General features: G+C 53.3%; 15 protein-coding genes and 1 pseudogene. 8 read left to right on the top strand and 8 right to left on the bottom strand.

The window, feature by feature from the left end; translation table 11 throughout:
* Window positions 1-136: 136 nt before the first annotated feature.
* From ACTVJH_RS04615 to coaE, 5 genes are all read left to right on the top strand, one after another.
* Window positions 137-451: a 4Fe-4S binding protein gene (locus ACTVJH_RS04615; RefSeq protein WP_455987945.1), complete on the top strand. Its 315-nt coding sequence runs from the start codon at window positions 137-139 to the stop codon at window positions 449-451.
* Between the two features lie 188 nt (window positions 452-639).
* Complete coding sequence (gene rpoZ / locus ACTVJH_RS04610; RefSeq protein WP_455987943.1) at window positions 640-846, top strand: DNA-directed RNA polymerase subunit omega; 207 nt, start codon at window positions 640-642, stop codon at window positions 844-846.
* 18 nt (window positions 847-864) lie between these two features.
* A complete protein-coding gene (gene dnaJ / locus ACTVJH_RS04605) occupies window positions 865-1986 on the top strand; it encodes a molecular chaperone DnaJ (protein WP_455987941.1) in 1122 nt (373 codons plus the stop codon).
* A 2-nt stretch (window positions 1987-1988) separates the two neighbouring features.
* Window positions 1989-2474 (top strand): cyclic pyranopterin monophosphate synthase MoaC, encoded by a 486-nt coding sequence (moaC, locus tag ACTVJH_RS04600; protein WP_455987939.1) that lies wholly within the window; start codon window positions 1989-1991, stop codon window positions 2472-2474.
* Between the two features lie 239 nt (window positions 2475-2713).
* Entirely contained in the window at window positions 2714-4327 is a 1614-nt protein-coding gene (gene coaE, locus ACTVJH_RS04595; RefSeq protein WP_455987937.1) for a dephospho-CoA kinase, read from the top strand.
* Window positions 4328-4574: 247 nt separating this feature from the next.
* Here the strand turns inward: coaE and ACTVJH_RS04590 are convergent, their stop codons facing one another.
* From ACTVJH_RS04590 to ACTVJH_RS04580, 3 genes are all read right to left on the bottom strand, one after another.
* Window positions 4575-5171, bottom strand: coding sequence for a hypothetical protein (locus ACTVJH_RS04590; RefSeq protein WP_455987935.1), 597 nt, complete (start codon window positions 5169-5171; stop codon window positions 4575-4577).
* A gap of 322 nt (window positions 5172-5493) precedes the next feature.
* Window positions 5494-5880 (bottom strand): hypothetical protein, encoded by a 387-nt coding sequence (locus tag ACTVJH_RS04585; RefSeq protein WP_455987933.1) that lies wholly within the window; start codon window positions 5878-5880, stop codon window positions 5494-5496.
* A gap of 138 nt (window positions 5881-6018) precedes the next feature.
* Window positions 6019-8034 carry a cation:proton antiporter domain-containing protein gene (locus ACTVJH_RS04580; protein ID WP_455987931.1) on the bottom strand — a complete coding sequence of 672 codons (2016 nt, stop codon included), beginning with the start codon at window positions 8032-8034 and terminating at the stop codon, window positions 6019-6021.
* Window positions 8035-8277: 243 nt separating this feature from the next.
* Between ACTVJH_RS04580 and ACTVJH_RS04575 the strand changes: the two genes are divergently transcribed.
* Complete coding sequence (locus ACTVJH_RS04575) at window positions 8278-9705, top strand: MFS transporter (RefSeq protein WP_455987929.1); 1428 nt, start codon at window positions 8278-8280, stop codon at window positions 9703-9705.
* Window positions 9706-9796: 91 nt separating this feature from the next.
* Here the strand turns inward: ACTVJH_RS04575 and ACTVJH_RS04570 are convergent, their stop codons facing one another.
* The 5 genes from ACTVJH_RS04570 to ACTVJH_RS04550 form a co-directional block, all read right to left on the bottom strand.
* Window positions 9797-11833 carry a methyl-accepting chemotaxis protein gene (locus ACTVJH_RS04570; protein ID WP_455987927.1) on the bottom strand — a complete coding sequence of 679 codons (2037 nt, stop codon included), beginning with the start codon at window positions 11831-11833 and terminating at the stop codon, window positions 9797-9799.
* A gap of 208 nt (window positions 11834-12041) precedes the next feature.
* Window positions 12042-14300, bottom strand: coding sequence for a glycosyltransferase (locus ACTVJH_RS04565; RefSeq protein WP_455987925.1), 2259 nt, complete (start codon window positions 14298-14300; stop codon window positions 12042-12044).
* A 1-nt stretch (window position 14301) separates the two neighbouring features.
* Window positions 14302-15360 carry a lysylphosphatidylglycerol synthase transmembrane domain-containing protein gene (locus tag ACTVJH_RS04560; RefSeq protein WP_455987923.1) on the bottom strand — a complete coding sequence of 353 codons (1059 nt, stop codon included), beginning with the start codon at window positions 15358-15360 and terminating at the stop codon, window positions 14302-14304.
* A gap of 10 nt (window positions 15361-15370) precedes the next feature.
* Complete coding sequence (locus tag ACTVJH_RS04555; RefSeq protein WP_455987921.1) at window positions 15371-16339, bottom strand: calcium/sodium antiporter; 969 nt, start codon at window positions 16337-16339, stop codon at window positions 15371-15373.
* Between the two features lie 193 nt (window positions 16340-16532).
* Complete coding sequence (locus ACTVJH_RS04550; RefSeq protein ID WP_455987919.1) at window positions 16533-17594, bottom strand: TOBE domain-containing protein; 1062 nt, start codon at window positions 17592-17594, stop codon at window positions 16533-16535.
* A gap of 284 nt (window positions 17595-17878) precedes the next feature.
* Between ACTVJH_RS04550 and ACTVJH_RS04545 the strand changes: the two genes are divergently transcribed.
* Complete coding sequence (locus tag ACTVJH_RS04545) at window positions 17879-18826, top strand: sulfite exporter TauE/SafE family protein (protein WP_455987917.1); 948 nt, start codon at window positions 17879-17881, stop codon at window positions 18824-18826.
* 408 nt (window positions 18827-19234) lie between these two features.
* Window positions 19235-19456: pseudogene (locus ACTVJH_RS04540) on the top strand (ISL3 family transposase); the annotation flags it as partial.

Below are 19456 nucleotides of genomic sequence, written 5' to 3'. Positions count from 1 at the left end.
GTGCCTTTCACGGACCCCGGACACGAAGCGGTTGGCAGAGCGTTTTTCATCCTTTACTGATCCAGGCTTCAACTAGTTGGTAGTGTTTCAGGAAGTCACCGGGGTGAAAATCATCCTTTTACACATGGAGAATGTCATGAAATTTTTTGTCAATGATGAGATGTTTGCTGCTGCATCGCATGACCAGGTTATCCATGTGGACCGTGATCGCTGTGATGGCTGTGCCATGTGCATCGACACCTGTCCTACAAATGCCCTTGAGATCGTGCCCAACAGGAATCGGCCGGGCAAAAAGGTTGTTTTCGTTCATCCCAAGCTGTGTAAGGGATGCGGTGTATGTCAGGCGACATGCCCCAAGGAGGCACTTTTTTTGCCGGGACTGAGCCCTGAAAACATCCGTGCCTTCATATCACAGGCTGTGGATGCGGCATCGGCAGCGGTCGAGAGGTAAAAACGACACGACCCTGCCTTGTCCTGAATGTTCATTTTTGATTGACAATCGGAACGTTGCCCCCTATTTTTTTTCGTTTCCCACGTCAATATATAACGTTAGCGTATCGGAACCGCATGGCCTCTTTGATGGCACCCGTCAACGGGTGGACCCGAAGAGGCTGTCTGTTGTTTCGAGATGGAGGTCGCATGGCGAGAATTACCGTAGAAGATTGCCTTGCCAAGGTGAATAATCGGTTCATGGTCTGCCAGTTGGCCATTGAACGGGTCAAGCAATATCGTGAAGGATACAAACCATTGGTCGAATGTAACAATAAAGAAGTGGTCACGGCCCTGCGAGAGATAGCCGCAGGCAAGGTTCGTCCTGCCACGATTGCTGAATCTGAAAAGGAATAAGGACCAGGAAGGGAATCCATGTCCAAGAGGGATTATTATGAGGTCCTCGGAGTCGGTAGAGATGCAGCCGGGGACGAGATAAAAAGAGCGTACCGCAAGCTGGCCATGAAGTATCATCCCGACCGCAATCCTGATGACCCCGAAGCCGAGGTCATGTTCAAGGAAGCGGCCGAGGCCTACGAAGTTTTGCGCGACGAAGGCAAGCGGCAGCGGTATGATCAATTCGGTCATGCCGGACTTGGCGGCAATGGCTTTGAGGGCTTTCACTCCACAGAAGATGTTTTCAGTGCCTTTGGCGATATTTTCGGCGATATTTTCGGGTTTGGTGGTGGAGGCAGAGGCCCTCGTCCCCAGGCAGGTGCGGACCTGCGCTACAATCTGACTATTTCTTTCAGGGATGCCGCCAAGGGAATGGAGGCCAAACTCAGGATTCCAAAAAAGGAAACCTGCGAGCAGTGTTCTGGAACCGGTGCGGAACCCGGAACCTCGCCTGAAACCTGTAAGCATTGTAACGGCCAGGGGCAGGTGTATCAAAGTCAGGGTTTTTTCAGGATCGCAGTGGCCTGTCCTGTATGTCACGGTCGCGGGGAGACCATCACCCATCCCTGTTCCAAATGCCGGGGGCTGGGACAGATACGTGTGAACAAGGAGCTGAGTGTTCGCATCCCTGCCGGCGTGGACAACGGCAGCCGTCTGCGTCTGCGTGGCGAGGGCGAGCCGGGAGCCAACGGCGGTCCCCATGGAGACCTCTACGTGGTCATCTATGTAGAGGAGGACAAGGTTTTCCAGCGTCAGGGTCAGGATCTGATTACCTCGGCGGAAATTTCCTTTGTTCAGGCTGCCCTGGGGGTTCGCATCGAGGTCCCCACGCTGGATGATCCGGTTCCCATGGAGATTCCCAAGGGAACCCAGAGCGGGACTGTGCTCCGTCTCAAATCCATGGGTATTCCCTATCTGAACACCGGGCAGAAAGGTGATCTTTTGGTCGAGGTCAAGGTGCTCACTCCCACCCGGATTTCCAGGCGGCAGGAAGAATTGCTCAGGGAATTCGAGAAACTCGAGCAGGAAAAACCCTTGGAAAAGGTCAAGGGCTTTTTCCGCAAGTCTTCAAAAAAAGCCAAAAAAGCGATGGGTGATTAGATATGGACCAGGAGCTGACACATATCGATCCCAGCGGGAACGTGACCATGGTGGATGTGGGGGATAAACCAGACACCGTGCGCAAGGCTGTTTTTTCTACCAGTGTGGTGCTCAACACGCGGACCATGGAGCTTTTGTCCTCCATGGCCCTGCCCAAGGGAGATGTTTTGACCACCGCCAAAATAGCCGGGATCCAGGCAGCCAAGAAAACCTGGGAACTCATCCCCATGTGTCATCCGCTCTTACTCAGCTATCTCGATGTTCGTTTCACGGTCGATCAGGCCGTCAACACCATATATATCGAGGCTGAAGCCAGGACCACCGCCGGTACGGGGGTGGAAATGGAGGCCCTGGTCGCCGCTCAATGCGCGGCCATGACCATTTATGATATGTGCAAGGCAGTCCAGCGAGATATCGTGATAACCGATTGCAGGCTGATCCATAAAAGTGGAGGCCGCAGCGGAACGTATGAATACCCCGGGAATTAGGGCGTTTTTTGCATTGTCTCGCTTACGTCTTTCTTACGGATTTTTAAAGACCGGACCATGATTGTATGGTCCGGTCTTTTACATTCAAGAGGGCAGTTTTTTGGACACCCGGGCCTGGTTGGGATACGGCAAAAGAGAAAAAAAATCAGACGGGATTTTCAGGCGAGCCTTTGCAGACCACATCTATCTGCTGGTCCGGTCTTTTTGTTCGCGAGCGGGTATTTCACATAGGATAATGAATGCAGGAAAATAACAAAATTATCAGTACGGTTATCGACGCTGCGCATGCAGGTAGCAGGCTGGATGTTTTCTGGTCCTCGATGCTCGAGGATCAGGGAATTTCCCGATCCAAGGTCCAGAAATGGATCAAGCAGGGACTGGCTTGTGTCGAGCACGTGCCATGCACAAAACCCAATACTCGTCTTGAAATCAGCCAGCATGTCAGCCTTGAGCCTGTCCGGGTGCAAAAAAGCGTTCCCCCCTGTGCTGGAGAGCTCTTTATCGTGTACCAGGATGAGGATATTCTGGTTATTGACAAGCCCGCGAGGCTTACGGTTCATCCGGCGCCCAGCGTGGAAGGTTCTACCCTGGTCAATATCCTTGTTCACCATTTTCCAGAGATAGGGCAGATGGATCCGGAACGTCCCGGCATTGTCCATCGCCTGGACAAGGATACATCCGGACTGATGCTGGTTGCCTTGAATGAACCAGCCAGGATCGGGCTGGTAAACGGTTTTGCAACCCGCGAGATTGACAAGGAATATCTGGCTGTTGTCCATGGGGTCCCTGATCCCGACGAGGGTGAAATCAATTGTCCCATCGGTCGGCATCCAACCATCAAAACGCGGATGGCTGTCGTCGACAAGGGGGGACTTCCGGCCCGATCCTCCTACAAGGTTGTCTGGTCAAGTCCTGATCATCGGTACAGTCTGGTTCGGGTTCGTATTTATACCGGGCGTACCCATCAGGTCCGGGTCCACATGACCAGAATAGGCCACCCCCTGGTGGGCGATTCGGTCTATCGGTCGGGCCAAAAAAATCTCTCTGCCAATGCGCAACGCATGGATAGGTGTATCTCCCGGCAGATGCTGCATGCCTGGCGACTTGGGTTTGATCATCCGATCACGCACAAGCATTGTTCGTTTATCAAATCTCCGCCCAGGGAGATGCTGCGCGCCCTTGTCATCGCGGGTAGAAAACCTATGCATGTAGGACTCACCGGAATGAGCGGTTCGGGCAAGAGTACGGTTCTGGAGGTATTCAAGGATCTGGGTGTCCCGGTCTGGTCCGCGGACAGCTGCGTGTCACGACTTTATGCGCAAGGCGCAGATGGCTGGCAACTTTTGCGCGGTCGATTTGGTGATCGTTTTGTGAGTGAAGATAACGGGCCTGTAGATACAAAAAAACTTTTTCAGGCCATGTGCAGTGATGCTTCCCTGCGGCGGGAAATCGAGGAAATGATCCATCCCATGGTCAGGTGGGATCTCAGGCGTTTTCTTGCAGAACATGACACTGCCAGACTGACGGTGAGTGAAGTCCCCTTGCTCATGGAATCAGGCGGGCAGTTCAAGGAGATGTTCGATCACATACTGGGTGTATTCTGTCCAAAAGAACTGAGAAGCTCCCTGCTTGCGGCCCGGGGGTGGAGTGAGGAGATCAGGGCCATCATGGACTCCTGGCAGTGGTCACAAAGCGACAAGCTTCGCGGGTGTGATCTGGTCATCTCAAACGATGGGGATAAAAAGACCCTTGAAAAGAAAGTGGAGCAGACGGCGCATGTGCTGCGTTCGCTTCGGCGCAAGGGGATACGAAAACTGTGGGACAGGATGAAGGCATATTTTCTGAACGGATAGTGTCAGGGAAATAAGGGGGGTATTCCCCAAAAACCATACTGATTGATCCAGAACGACACCGCCCCGCCAGAAAATTCCTGGCGGGGCGGTGTCGTTCTGGATGGAAGGGTCCGATTTGAGACCGGATATCTCTTCGTAACTGTATTGAACCGCACGCAATGTCGTAATAAATTCAAGAAGGCCGGGGCGTCGAAATCGGGTTTGAACAGGTATGCTGACGTCTTGATCTTTTTGTCGGTATATCCGGCTAGATCAGATGATAAATTGGCGCATTGCTGTCGTGCTGGGCAAAGAACCAGACGTCGTCCTCGGTAATCAGGAGCACGTATTCCAGCATGTCAAAGGCGGAGCTGGGGGTTGTCTTGCAGGCAAAGTTGAATACGCCGAGTTGTCTCTCGTGAATTTTGGTCAGGATCTCGTTGACGATAGCTTCCTTTTTCACACCCGTTTCCTGATCGAAATTCCATTTAAAGAGCTTGAGGATATTCTTTTTGGTGGTTTTTTGATCGTCGAGACGCTTTTTGTTTTTTTCGATGAACTGGATGATCTTTTTCTGATTATCCCGAATGTCGGCTTTACTGCTTCCTGTTTCAGCTTGCAGGGCCTCTTCTTCAAGGTCGGGCCCCCATTTGGCCTTGTGATAGGCAATGCCTGGGCATTGGTTGATCTTCTTGGTCCTGAAAAGCAGGGTGCGAAGCACAGACTCTTCAATAAAGATGTGTCCGCATTCCGGACACCTTTTGGCAGGCACGCCTTCAAAATTGAACAGTCTGTTCTGACATTCCATCTTATACTGGGTAAAGATGTCTTCGTATTCGGCCTGTTGGCATTTAAAGCAATTCATGGAAACCTCGTAGCGGGAAAAAGGCGACCGGAAGGACTCTTTTAGGTCGTAATTTTTATAATTAAAGTCAAATAGATACGATTGGTAAAAAAATTCAAATGGAAAATTCCGAATGTGTGGAAAGATTATCTCATGCGGCCAAGCCGCAGTTTTAGGTTTTAAGTTCAAACGGTTATAAATTTTTCTTGTTTTTTATGGCAGACTTTTACGAGTAAGCTACTCATAGAGTTGGATGGTATCTTTATTTACAGGCGGCTTTTTCGATTTAATGGGGCCTCTAATGAGTACAAACCAGAGGTTGTCAACCCCTGTCTGTCGGCAATCAGGAGCATGGGGAAAGACAGCGCATGATCTCGTGATGGTAGAGGGTATTGTTGTAGGCTTCCCAGAGAGCCTTGATTTTGAAGGGCAGACTGGCCTGCTTGCGGACAGGCAGATGAATCGTTGCCGTCCGCATGGCTTCGACAAGAAGACGTTTGCCCGTGATCCTGGGATCGCACAACTCACGGCCATGCAGGATCTTGTTCCGGCATGTTCTGCAGGTACTGACAAACCACATGGTCCGACCTTCCGGGATACAAAGATCCGGGGTGTCGAAATTGATATCCACCAGTTCAGTGGTATTCCAATCAATGACAAAGGCATGCTCGTCGCACGTGCAAGTGTGGAATTGCTTGGAGAGTCGGATCTGCTTCTTGATTTTGGCCATGAATTTCACCGAGGGCTTGTGGTAAGTGGTTCGGTGACTGGCTAAATCTTCCCTGTCCAATGGTCAAGAGAGAGGATTTTTCTTCTATTGGGTTTGGGGGGTTCGTGTACGTTGGGTCCAAAGATCCGATCCGGTCCTCTATACCCCGTATTTTTCTTCAAGTGGACCAGGGTCCTGCATGCTGATGGGTGACCAGGATCCCGGGCTGAAGGTGGCAAAAAATTTCTCTCTGGCCGTATCCGTACCGATAATGGCGATGGTGTCGCCGCTTTCGATAATGAACCTGGCTCCGGGATTTAAGATGACTTCCTCATTGCGGACCAGCCCGATGATGGAGACCCCGGTGGTCTTTCGGATGGCGTTTTCCTCGAGACTGCGTCCGGCCAGGGGACTTTTTTCTTCGATTGTGACCCATTGAAGATCAAAGAGATCACCTGCCGTCTGGATGCGCTCGAGAAGGATGGATTCGTCCGACTGATCCGTATCCGTAACCCACCGTTCACGCAGCGCTGTGATATATTCATGGATGCGGGCCGCAGGAACATGCAGGTGAGCCAGGGTTTTGTGAGTCATTTCAAGACTCGCTTCCACCTCGGGCAGGACGATTTCTCCAACACCCAGGTATTCCAATTCCTTGAAGGATTCCCGGGTGGAGGTGCGGGCAATGATCGGCAGATTTCTACTGTGCTCTCTGACCTTGAGGGCGAGAGCCCTGGTGCGCAGCGTATCCGGCAGGGTGATGACCACCAATTCCGCGGTGTCCAATGAGGCGGCCTCGAGCACGACTTCCTGGCTGGCATCCCCGTAAATGATCGGCACGTTGGCTCTCTTGGCCTGCTCGACCCGGTTCTGGCTGAGTTCGATGACCACAAAGGGCAGTTTGAGCGAGCCGAGCACCTTGGCGATCTGGGAACCGACCCGTCCGTACCCGGCAATGATCACATGGTGATGCAGCCCTGTTTCCGGAACATTGATGGTTTCAAGGGGTTCGTGCTTGAAGAACCGTTTTTTGGTGGCATAGAGCCTGGCGGTCATGGAGGAGACAAGCGGGGTCAGGATCATGGTCACCACGGTGATGGTCAAAACCAGAGAAAAGAGATTCCGGTCAATCGACCCCTGGCTCACTCCGATCCGGGCGAGAACAAAGGAGAATTCGCCGACCTGGAACATGCTCAGGCCTACGGCCAGGGGAATGACATTGCCATATTTGAAGATTCTGGCCAGGGCGGCAAAGATGACCCCCTTGCCCAGGCCGATGACCAGAACGAGGATCAGGATTTCGGAGAGGTGGTTGAACAGGAAACGGGGGTCCAGGAGCATGCCTACTGAGGCGAAGAAGAGCAGCCCAAAGACATCGCGCAGGGGAATGATGTCGCTTAGCGCCTGATGGCCGTATTCGGATTCGCTCAGGACCATCCCGGCCACAAAGGCGCCGAAGGCAAAGGACAATCCAACCAGGTGGGTGATATAGCCGATACCCAGACCAATGGCGGTGATGGCGATGAGAAAGAGTTCCCGCGAACCCAGTCGGGCGATATGGGCCATCAATCGCGGAAGCAGCCGGGTTCCCAGGATGATCATGGCGGCGATGAAGATGGCTGCCTTGACCGCGGCATAGCTCAACTCCGAAAGACCCATATCCGGATTATCCAGTTTGGGCAGGATGATCATAAGCGGGATCACGGCCAGATCCTGGACGATGAGCATGCCGATCATGACCTTGCTCGAAAGGGTCCCGAGCCACCCCTGATTCATGAGGGTCTTTAAGATGACCATGGTGCTGGACAGGGAAATAAGCCCACCCAGCCACAGGGATGGGCGCCATTCAAGGCCCATATACTGGCCCACGGTGAATCCGAGCACTATGCACAAGAGAATCTGGATTGGTGTGCCGATCAGGGCGATTTTTCTGACCGGTTTGAGATCCTTGAGGGAGAATTCGAGCCCCAGGGCGAATAAAAGCAAGGCCACACCTATTTCAGCCAAAAGTTCGATCTCATGGGTGCTGGATATGGTCAGGCCCCCGGTGTGCGGACCCATGAGCACACCGGCGATGATATAGCCGAGAATGACCGGCTGACCCAGACGGTGCATGAGCATGCCGGTAAAAAACGAGGTGACCACGAGAAGGATGATATCTGTTGTTATGCCCATGATGAATTCGGAAGTGTTGTAGGTTGTGGGTATGGTATTTATTAAGTAATTATAGTATGTTAAAAGTGTATTTCAAAAAGGAAAGCAGCCCTGGAGACAAGAGGCGGGAACAGCCGGTTGTGTTCTGGAAACGTCGTGTTGATCGATTGACTTTCAGACGGGTGGATTGATACGGCTTGTGACCCCAATCTATCCATATCTTTTTAAATCCGCAAGCAGGATACACAGACGAGCATCATGCCTATGCCTACAGTTTCAGAAGAACCCGTTTCATCAGCCCTTGGCTGTCATGAAGATCCGGACCTTGAGCGTTCCGTGCTCATAGTGGTCTGTATGACAGCCTTTATCACCCCGTTCATGCTCTCCGGGATCAATATCGCCATGCCGCAGATTCAATCTGCTTTTTCAGCCAGCGCGGTAGGTCTTTCCTGGGTGACAACCTCCTATCTTCTTTCCACGGCCGTATTCCTGGTCCCTTTCGGCAAACTCGCCGATCTGTATGGCAGAAAAAAATTCTTTCTTGGTGGACTGGCACTCTTTATCCTTTCCTCGCTTGGTTCGGGTCTTTCTGTTTCCATGGCCATGCTCATCTCCATGCGCGTTCTGCAGGGGCTTGGCGGAGCCATGATCATGTGCACCGGGGTGGCTATTTTGATGTGTGTGTTTCCACCTTCTCACCGAGGAAGGGCCATGGGGCTGCAGGTCGCATCCGTCTATCTGGGTCTTTCTCTGGGTCCCTTTGTGGGGGGATGGCTGATCAATACCCTTGGCTGGAGATCCATCTTTCTGATCGGATCAGCCGCTGGTTGTTTTGCCCTGATACTTGCCTGGATCCGGCTTTCCCGGGAGTGGAAGGGAGTTGAAGAAGATGAACGATTCGATCTGGCCGGTTCCATTGTTTACGGTCTCTCCCTCGCCTGTCTGGTTATCGGAGGACCGAGAGTGCCTCTTGTGTCTGGCTGGCTTCTGGTCTGCACCGGACTGGCTGGACTCATTCTTTTTGTACGCATGCAACGACAGGTCCGCTTTCCGGTTCTGGACATGAGGATTTTTACGGGAAATCGGGTTTTTGCCTTCTCCAACCTGGCAGCCATGATCCATTATTCCGGTTCCTATGGGGTCATGTTTCTACTCAGTCTCTATCTGCAGTACATACACGGGATGCAGCCCCATACCGCAGGATTGGTGCTCATCTGTCAGCCGGTGTTCCAGGCCGTGCTTTCACCGCTGGCTGGAAGACTCTCTGATCGGATTGAACCGGGAATCATCGCCTCGGTGGGCATGACCATGTCTGCCCTGGGGCTTGGGGTGTTCGCCTTTTTGGGAGAAAATTTTCCCGTCCCGATCATTGCGGCGGTCCTCTGCTTCATGGGGATTGGGTTTGCCCTGTTCTCATCGCCGAACATGAACGCGATCATGGGATCCGTGTCCAGAAAGGATTACGGGTTGGCTGCAGGAATCTCCTCGACCATGCGTACCCTGGGAATGCTCGTGAGCATGGGCACGTCCACGGTGCTTTTCGCCCTCATGCTTGGCATACGGCCTATCGAACCGGCCACCTATCCCGTTTTTTTGCAAACGGTCCGGCTGTGCTTTGCCATTTTTGCAAGCATGTGCGTGGTCGCCATTGTCTTTTCCCTGGCCAGGGGAAGAATCCATGCGGTGCGGTAATGAACTGCGCGGTGGTAGATGAGTCAGTGCCAATAAAGAACCCCTGTCATCCGGTCAAAGAGATCGGGGTCGAGCAAAAGAGTTCCAGGGGCTACCCTTGCTTGAGGCTCTGCACGAGTTCCTGCAGGTCTGCAGCCTGGCGGGCCAGTTCGGAGATGGCCTGGGCCGACTGAACCATGACCTCGCTGGTTTCCGTGGCGATGCGGTTGATGTCGTCCACACTGGTGTTGATCTCTTCGCTGGCAGAGGACTGTTCCTCGGCTGCAGTGGCAATGGATCGGACCTGATCGGCGGCAGATTCGACCAGGCCGACAATTTCCTGCAGGGTCTCGCCTGATTCGTGGACCAGTCGGGTGGCCTCGTCTACGGCTTGACCTGCCTGTTCCATACCCTCGATATTCTCTCTGGTTCCCTGCTGAATAGCGGAAATGGCAGCGCCGACTTCTTTGGTGGCACTCATGGTTTTTTCCGCCAGCTTGCGAACCTCGTCAGCCACCACTGCAAAGCCACGGCCTGCATCTCCTGCACGTGCAGCCTCGATGGCAGCGTTGAGGGCCAGCAGGTTGGTCTGATCGGCGATATCGTCAATCATATTCATGATCCGGCCGATTTCTTCGGCCTTTTGGCCGAGATTGCCCAGATTTCCGGTCAATTCCTGGGCCTGCCGCTGCACCTGATTGATGGCAGTGACGGCCTCGGTAACAACGCCCATGCCGTCATTGGCCTTGACCCGTGCCTTGTCCGATCCTTCAGCTGCCTGGGAGGCGTTATGGGCAACTTCCAGGACCGTGGCGTTCATTTCTTCCATAGCTGTGGCAGTCTGGGTCGTGCGGCTCTTTTGTTCTTCAGCACCGCGACTGGCTTCTTCGACCTGGGCGGCAAGCTCTTCTGAGGCCGAGGTCATGCGTTCGACGACCTCTTCCAGGCTGGCTGCGGCCTGCATCATGCCTTCACTCTTGGCACGTTCGGCTTCTTCCTTGGCCTCTTCGGCCTCTTCAGTGGCCAGCTGGGCCCTGTGCGTCTCTTCCCGGGCAAGTTCCGACTTGGTTTGGGCCTCGTCCATTTTTTCAATCAACTTGCCGACCATGATCTGGATGTTTTGATTGAGTTTGCCGATCTCGTCCTTTTGGTCGATGGTCGATTGAGCCTGCAGATCCCCTCCTGCAACCCCCTCGGCATATTTGCTCAAACGCCGGACCGGGGAGGTTATGGATCGGCTGATGAAAAGCGCCAACCCCATGCCCAAGACAAGAAATACTCCCGAAGCAATGACAATGATCCATTGGAGACGGTGAATCGGTGCAAAAACGTCATCCTTCATGGCTCCCACGGCAATGGACCAGTCTGTTCCTTCAATGGGGGCAAATCCGAAAAATCGATCGCTGCCCATAAAGGGATAGGCGTCGAATCCATGTTCGCCCGTGATCATTCGCTGCATCATATCCGCCAGACGTGCGTATTGGGAATCCTCCTGTGCCTCTTCGATGAAATTGCGTTGATTCATGACAAAATCTCTGTTGGCATGTGCGATCAAGGTGCCCTTGCCGTTGATGATATAGGAGTATCCATTTTCACCATAGTGAAGCTGATCGCCCAAGCGGCTTAACAATCCGGCATCCTGTCTGGCTATCAATACACCAAGTATTTGCCCTTCATCATTTTTTATCGGCGTTGCCAGCATCATGACCGGACTGTTGGTCACCCGGGAGATAATGACGTCCGAGAAAACCGTTTCACCGGCCATGGCCTTTTTCACATATTCCCTGTCACCCAGAGAGGCCGTCTTGCCGTCCGGGTAACGTGCCTCGCCGTCTGGGCCGACGATCCCCATGCCCATGAAATCAAACTTCTTGGTCGCATCGAGCATGACCTGCCGCTTTACGTCCCAATCAGTCGATCGGAAAGCGTCCCGGTTGGCTATTCCTTCAAGGGCGACCAGATAATAGTTGAGCTCGCTGCGTACTATCTTTGCCCCGTCTTCAGCCATGAGAACGATATTTTCCTCGACCTGTTCCAAAACGGCCTTGGATGCCTGGCTGTAGGCAATATAGCCCAGTCCGATGCAGACGATGAGCAGGAGGCTTAAAAAACTACCGATGAGCTTGAATCCAATGGGAAGGTTCTTCATGCTGAGCTCCTTAAGAATTGAGCGTTGGGTGATCCTGATAACTGCTGATGATACTGATTCTCTTTAATAAGCATATCTGTGTAAGATTATCAAGATAGCAAACCGGGTCTTGAAAACATCCAAACTATCCAGGTGCATTTTTCAAAATTGGTCATGCTGAATCGCCCAGGTGAGCAAGAAAACTGTGTGCTACCAATGAAGAGCGTGTTTAGCTGTCAGCGTTTTCGTTGTTTGTGTCGCGTTTACGTGATTTATTTCCCGCGGACAGGACGTGGGCATAGACCTGCTCCATGCGTGCGCCAAAGGTGTCCATCCCGTATTTTTTCGCCAAAGATATCGCCTGGACCGACATCTGGTGCCGCAGGCGGTCGTCTTCAAGGAGCAACCTGATCTTTTCCGCCCACACATCCCTGTGTTCGGTGGTTTTAAATCCCGTGACGCCGTTTATGACAAAATCATCGATGCCGCTGGCCCGCACGGCCACGACGGGCATGCCGCTGGCCATGGCCTCGAGGATGACCATGCCCTGGGTTTCCGAGGTCGAGGCAAAGACAAAGATATCCCCGAGATTATAGTACAAAGGCATCTGTTCAGGACTCACCGATCCGGCAAAGATGACCGTATCCTGCAGCCCGGATTGTGCGGCAACCTGTGTGAGTCTTTTCATTTCCGGGCCTTCACCGATCAGAACGAGCTTGAATGTTCTCGGGCAGTTTTGGGCGAGTTGGCCGATGGCCTGGAGGAGAAAATCAATGTTTTTCTCCACACTGATCCTCGAGGCACTCACCAGGACCAGATCATCACCTCCTATTTTCAACCGGGTACGCACATCTGAGAGATCGGTTTCGGCGCAGGAACTGAAACGATCCGTCTCGATGCCCGTGGGGACCACGAAAATGGAGGTCTTGACCCCGATCATGCGCAGGTAGTGCTCGGAGGCCTCGGTAGGAACGACAACAGCGTCACACCGGTTGCCGATCCGTCGTACAAGGGCGTGGGCGAGAAAATTGCGAAACAGGGTCTTGGGCAGGGGCACTGCATAGGAATAGTACTCGAGTCGGGTATGATAGGTGTATACGGCGGGTACCCTCAAACATCGGGCGAGCCAGAGTCCCAGGGTTCCCATCCAGAAGGGATGGTGGATATGGATGATCTCCGGTGAGAAGATTCGTATTCTTTTTGCCGCAGCGAGGGAAAAGATGTTCGGTACGACAACGCCCTTGTCGGCTGTGGGATGAGTGAAGCAGGGGATTCGGAAGACATCCTTGTCGTCCGTGATCGAGCCCTTGTGTTCGTAGCGGGGTGCAACGATCAGAACCGTGTGCCCCAGTTTTTTGAGGACTGTTGCCAACCGGTGTATGGCAATGGGTACCCCTCCGATAAAGGGGAGATAATTGTTGGTGAACATGGCCACTCTGATGGGCCGGTCGAGATGGGGGTCTGCGGGCTGACTGTAGTCCGGGTAGTAGTCGCGCTCCTTGAGGAAGAGGGAATACAGCCAGTAGGCGCTCACGATCAGGCAGCAGACCACGAGCAGATAATTGAGATACCCGACGTAAAAGAGCGAATGGATGAAGAACCAGAGGCTTTCAACGGTCCGAAAGAACCGGTGTTGGCCGATGGACAGCCTGACAGGCTCGATTCGGACCTGGTCCCCGTGCACATGCACCTTCACGTAGTGATAGAAACTCCGGTCAGTGTTCACGACCAGACCGCCGCCACCGCCGGTGACCACAAATCGGGTTTTTTTTGATTCCTGGACGGAAAAAAGGGGCAGATTGGATGAAAAAACCGCCTTCACCCTGGGATCTTCGAGCAGGGGAACCAGTAAATCGCGGAATTTCTCGTCCGCCAGATAATCCATATCCAGATCAAAGATCCCCGTGGTATCCACCGGCAAGAGGGGATGGCCCGTAAAGGCGATGACATTGTCGTTGGGTGCGACCTCGATCTCTTCCTCCAACCAGCGGGCCTGCCATTGAAAGGAGGTCTTGCCGGAGCTGTCCAGAAACACGAATCGGGTGTTTGCCGCGGAAAAGGCAAAGATGTATGGCCCGTAATGGTCGTAATATCTGAATCCGCCAAAGGTGTCGTATTCGTTGTCCCCAAAGGTGAGCAGATAGGGTTTTTCAAGACGCTCCAGGGTTCGGTGCAGGGCGCGGTATTTGTCTTCACCCCCTCCGCTGACCGCGTTTCCCGCGGAAACCACAAAGTCGACGTCGCTGGTGTTCAGTTCGGGAATGATTTTGCGTTCAAAGATTCCCACGGAATTGTTGATGTTCCCGACAACGGCGAAACTGAACGCATCGCGACCCTCAAGGAGTGACTCGATCGTTTCGATCTGATCGGCGTGAACCGCCTCGTAGTTCTGCTCGAAAAAATTGAGGTAGATCTTGTAGAAGATCACCAGCATGAGGATCATCACGTTCAGGTAGAAAAGCAGTCGCCACCACGAGGATCGTTTCATGTCATCCCCTCCTTGGGACAAGCTCGTGCAGTGTCACGGGAATGCCTATGAGCATGCCCAGATAGATGGTCAGAAAGCGCCACATGATCATGATGCCCACGAGATCGGAGGGATCGACCATGGAGGCGAAGAAGAGACCGAAAACGCCCTCGGCAAAACCGGCCCCGCCCGGAGAGGGTGCGAAATACATGATGCAGGTGGAGACGGTCAGCAGACCCGCTGTCGTGAGATAATCCGGGTGATAGCCCGCACCCACAAACAGGAGATAGGGAAAGGAGAAGAGGGAGAGGAGAAATATTGCGGTAAAGAAAATGGACAGAAAAACGGCCCGGCGTTCACCCTGAAAATAGATCGTCAGGCAGCGGGAGAACCTGACCGACTCCCTGAGCCATCTGAACTTGACGCCCTGCATCCGCTGTGCACTCACAAGGCGGGAACGGACCACCCCCTTGGCCATCAGATCCAGGATCGCCAAGAGCCATTTGATGCGAAAGAGCATGACCAGGAAAAAAAGCAGATATCCCATGGCCACGCAGGCAAGTATCCATCCGGCCCCGCCCATTATTCCGCCCTCTCGGAAATTGGGCAGAAAGGCCACGAGCAGGGGGATGGGTAGAAAAATGAGCAGCATGGCGATGAAGGTCCGGATGGTCGTGGCGGCCGTTGCCGTGCCGATGGGAACCCCTTTGTTGCTCAGATACCAGACCTGGACGAATCCGCCTCCCGTGGCCATGGGCGTGACGTTGGAGAACAGGATGTTCATGAAGGTGAGTTTGGCCAGGCTCCCGGCATCCAGTCGGTGACCAGCGACTTTGAACACATAGTACAGGCGCAGGGCGTCGCTTGTAAAATAGATGACCAGAAGGACTGCTATTCCCGTAAAGGCGAGGGGATGGATCACACGGGGAAGCAGGGACAGGGACTCGGCACCGATCCGTTCATAGATGAGATAGGGAACCCCGCAGCTGAGTCCAAGAAAGAGGAGGGCGGACAAAAGCCATTTGAAACCAGTGGCCACACTGGTAATCCCTTGTGGAGTAGTCGGTTGCTGCGTGTCCATTGGTCTGCCTCTACCCACCAATGGTGGTCAGCAAGAGGATGGTGTATCCGGCAAAGGCAGCGGCGAGCAGGCCGCCTTCGATCCGGTTGATGCGTCCCGGCCCCCTGAATCCGTATCCAAAGAGAAACAGCGACAGGGTCAGCACACCCATGACCAGCATGTCCCGGCTGAAAACCTCCGGGGCCACCCGCATTGGATGGATCGCTCCGGCTATGCCGATCACGGCCAGGGTGTTGAAGAGATTGGATCCGAGCACGTTACCCAGGGCGATATCATGCTCCCCTTTTCTGGTGGCGATGAGCGAGGATGCCAGCTCCGGCAGGGAGGTGCCTATGGCCACGATGGTCAGGCCGATGATCAGGTCGCTGACCCCGAAAAAGTGGGCAATGGTCACCGCGGCCCAGACCAGGATGCGCGAACTGACAATGAGCACTATCAGTCCGGCAATAAGCCAGAAAACAGCGCGGCCCAGGGGCATGGTTTTGGATTCGAGCTCCTGGTTCATTTCGCTTCCCAGGGCATCTGTCTTTTTCTGCATGCCCTGCCGGATGGTCCAGCCCATGAGGCCGGCGAAGACGAGCAGCAGGATCACGGCGTCAGACCGGGTTATTTCGCCGTCCCAGATCAGCACCGCTGCCAGCCCGGTCACGGCCGTGAGAAGGGGCAGCTCCTTCTTCAGAACCTGGGAGTGGACGGCAATGGGGCTTATGAGTGCGGTAAGCCCCAGAATCAGGGCGATATTGGTGATGTTCGATCCAAAGGCATTGCCCAGGGCGATCCCGGGATTTCCGGCCAGAGAGGACATGGCGGAGACAACCATCTCCGGAGCAGAGGTGCCGAATCCGACAACGACCATACCGATAAGCAGGGGAGGCATGCCGAAATGCCGGGCCGTAGAGGCCGAACCTTCCACGAACCGGTCGGCACTCCATACCAGAAGTGCCAGACCGGCGAGCAGGGCCAGAATAGGGATTGTCATGATTTCTTCCTGATTGATGACGACCATACTTCATGTTCGCGTGAGGTTTTTTCAGGCGGCATGACGGGAGACGGTCGGTACCGGGTGGGGTTGCAAAGAAATCGAGGCTCGGATGACTGCTGGAGCCCCCTGATATATTTGTCAGGATAGCGGGTTCACTCCAGGTGCACAAGTTTGAAGCGGAAGAAAGATGCTAATCGACATGGAGGACCACGGCCGAAGAGTTAAACACGGCCCACATGTGGTCACCGACCTTCAATGCAAGGTAGGATACGCTTTTTGACGATGTAATGGCGCAGACTTCTGTTGTGGCGGAAATTTTGAGGATGCATTCCGTATTGATCCTGCCTTTGGTTATTCTGGTCACCACCCCTTTGAGCCTGTTTTCCGCGCTGCATTGGAGAGTATCATCTCCGCCATGCAAGATGACCGACGGAGCCTTTACCTCGGCCGTGATCATTCTGCCCGGACGCAAGCCGAGCCGCTTTAGGCTGTCATTGGTGATCACCGTGGTGATACGGGCTCCTTCCAGGGTTTCCATGACAACGCGTGCCTGGATGTCACCCTTCACAATTTCCGTTATCTTACCAAAAAAGCTGTTCCGCGCGCTTGTTGTGCGGCCGGATTCCTTTTCCAGGAAACGTTTGGCCACCGCTTGAATTTCATCCTTTGAAAAGGCGACATACGACGAGGTCAGGTTGGGCGTCGAGTGGCCCAGCATCATCTGAACCGCAGGCAGGGGGATGTTGCTCTGCATCAATTCCACACCCCGGGCCTTGCGGATCGCCTCCGGACCGCCGAGTCGCTTGGGAAAACCGCATGCCAGAGCCTGTTCATACATTTTGCGGCGAACAAAACCTGGGTCCAGGTCAAGCGGTCGTGGTGAATCCCTGTGTGATTGCAACGTATGAATGGTCTTCCTGATTTCCTCGGCAAGCGATCGGGCGATGTGGACCTCCCGAGGCGCTGAGGTTGTGGCACCATCTACGCGGTACCTCACCAGACAGCGGGTCCAGTCGATGTCTTTCTCCACGTTGATCGAAAGCACCTCACTGAGTTTGGCCCCTGTATATCTGATCAACAGAAAGATGAGCAGAACGCTCAGCCTGGACAAACGGACATCCTGACGTTTCGAATTTTTTGCCCATTCCCGGAAGGATCGTTCCAGCTGGTTGAGCTGGGAAGAGTCCAGACAGTCGCCTTGGTCGGCAGGAGATACAATTCGCCCATCGTCACTTCGATTCAAGCCGGTCATTCCCCATTCCTTGGTTTGCAGGGTTTATTGATGCGTCTCCCGCGCTTGTTGCATGGGCGGGAAGAAGGATTTTCTAATGCGGCCAAGCCGCAGTTTTAGGTTTTAGGTTTTAAGTTCAAAAGGTTATAAAATTTTCTTGTTTTTTATGGCAGACTTTCACGAGTACGATACTAAACATTTTTTGGCCATTTTGAAACCAGACTTGACATGCGCATGTTTTATTGTCACCAATATAAAAATTTTCGTGACAGTTGGCAATACGTTTCCTTCAAGAAGGGGGCTTTATGGTTTTTCAGACTGCCGGTATCGAGGTCGCGTTGTGGATTCCGCCCTTGGTGGCCTTTGTCATCTCTTTTTTCACGTCCATGGGCGGTGTTTCAGGGGCTTTTCTGCTTTTGCCGTTCCAGATGTCCTTTCTGGGATATACCAATCCCTCGGTCAGTGCCACTAACCAGGTGTTCAATGTTATTGCCATACCAAGCGGGGTGTATCGTTACTGGCGGGAAGGACGGATGGTCTGGCCGCTGACGTGGATTGTCGTCTTCGGCACCCTGCCCGGTGTCTTTATCGGTGCCATGGCCAGGGTGCTCTATCTGCCGGACCCCAGACATTTCAAATTGTTTGCCGCCTTTGTCCTTCTTTATATCGGGTGGAAGATGGTGGCGGATGTTCTGAAAAGCGCGCCCAAAGAAAACAGGAAGGTTAGTGAAACACGTTTTCAGAAAATGATCGAATCCGGCAACGCCGCTGCCGGGGAATCCCAAACCGCCGCTCTGCCCACCACAACGGTTACGCACTGGAATCTGAAGCGGTTGGGATTCACCTTTTACGATGAAACATATGACGTCTCATTCTGGGGTATTTTTCTGCTCAGTTTCGTTGTCGGCATTGTCGGGGGAATCTACGGAATAGGCGGAGGCTCCATAATCGCCCCGTTTTTCATCACCTTTTTTGGACTGCCTGTCTATATCGTCGCCGGGGCCGCCCTCATGGGAACGTTTGTCACCTCGGTGGCGGGTGTCGCCTTTTATCAGGTCATCGCCCCGTTCTATCCTGACCTTTCGGTGGCGCCGGACTGGATGTTGGGACTTCTTTTCGGCCTGGGAGGCATGGCAGGGATGTATCTTGGGGCGAGGTGCCAGAAGTTCGTACCGGCCAGGGACATCAAATGGATGCTGGCCGGTGTCATGGTCTTTACTGCGGTCAAATATGTTTTTGATTTTTTCGGATAGGATAGAGGGGGACCTGAAGGCGGTGACAGTATGCCCAGGAGAGATATCAAGGGCACTCGTCATTTTCTGTTCCAGTTGTATCAAGCATCCGAGAATGTCTGACCCAAAGCTTAACCGGTTTCGAGGGGCGCAAGGTAGGACAGACAACCTTGGTGTTTTGGACGGGATCCTTGTTCAACTTCTATGGGGTGATTGAGAGCCTGTCTGTTGAGGTAGGATTCTTTACTGCTTCTAATTAATGGACAATAGTACATCTTGTAACTAGTATGTTTTGTGTATGGTTGAAGGTAATTTCTCTCAAAGGAGAGCGCTATGTTTGAGGAAAAACTACAAAAAATTGAGGCTCCTCGCTGTTTCGTGTGGGTAGGGGGTTGAGATCTGGGGGGCCACCGAGTAGGAAAAGCAGCTATGAAAGACTTAGATCTCTTCCAGAAAGCACTTGGTTTGACTCCGCCTTGGGAGGTACTTTCATCTGAATTCGATGCTCAAGATGAGCGACTCGACATCAGACTTGGATTCCCCCGAGGGAGTACGTTCACATGCCCGATATGTGGTCGAGCTGGGCTCAAAGCTCACGACACGATCGAGAAGACATGGCGGCATCTCAATTTTTTTCAACATCAGACGTAC

Source organism: Desulfoplanes sp. PS50, assembly GCF_053851535.1.
This window is presented reverse-complemented; position numbering and strand designations above follow the sequence as displayed.

Coding starts and splice junctions, on each gene's coding strand:
- ACTVJH_RS04545 (WP_455987917.1), top strand. CDS start 17,879: ATGGTTTTTCAGACTGCCGGTATCGAGGTCGCGTTGTGGATTCCGCCC.
- ACTVJH_RS04550 (WP_455987919.1), bottom strand. CDS start 17,594: ATGACCGGCTTGAATCGAAGTGACGATGGGCGAATTGTATCTCCTGCC.
- ACTVJH_RS04585 (WP_455987933.1), bottom strand. CDS start 5,880: ATGGCCAAAATCAAGAAGCAGATCCGACTCTCCAAGCAATTCCACACT.
- ACTVJH_RS04570 (WP_455987927.1), bottom strand. CDS start 11,833: ATGAAGAACCTTCCCATTGGATTCAAGCTCATCGGTAGTTTTTTAAGC.
- ACTVJH_RS04575 (WP_455987929.1), top strand. CDS start 8,278: ATGCCTACAGTTTCAGAAGAACCCGTTTCATCAGCCCTTGGCTGTCAT.
- ACTVJH_RS04565 (WP_455987925.1), bottom strand. CDS start 14,300: ATGAAACGATCCTCGTGGTGGCGACTGCTTTTCTACCTGAACGTGATG.
- ACTVJH_RS04560 (WP_455987923.1), bottom strand. CDS start 15,360: ATGGACACGCAGCAACCGACTACTCCACAAGGGATTACCAGTGTGGCC.
- ACTVJH_RS04555 (WP_455987921.1), bottom strand. CDS start 16,339: ATGACAATCCCTATTCTGGCCCTGCTCGCCGGTCTGGCACTTCTGGTA.
- ACTVJH_RS04580 (WP_455987931.1), bottom strand. CDS start 8,034: ATGGGCATAACAACAGATATCATCCTTCTCGTGGTCACCTCGTTTTTT.
- ACTVJH_RS04615 (WP_455987945.1), top strand. CDS start 137: ATGAAATTTTTTGTCAATGATGAGATGTTTGCTGCTGCATCGCATGAC.
- coaE (WP_455987937.1), top strand. CDS start 2,714: ATGCAGGAAAATAACAAAATTATCAGTACGGTTATCGACGCTGCGCAT.
- rpoZ (WP_455987943.1), top strand. CDS start 640: ATGGCGAGAATTACCGTAGAAGATTGCCTTGCCAAGGTGAATAATCGG.
- moaC (WP_455987939.1), top strand. CDS start 1,989: ATGGACCAGGAGCTGACACATATCGATCCCAGCGGGAACGTGACCATG.
- ACTVJH_RS04590 (WP_455987935.1), bottom strand. CDS start 5,171: ATGAATTGCTTTAAATGCCAACAGGCCGAATACGAAGACATCTTTACC.
- dnaJ (WP_455987941.1), top strand. CDS start 865: ATGTCCAAGAGGGATTATTATGAGGTCCTCGGAGTCGGTAGAGATGCA.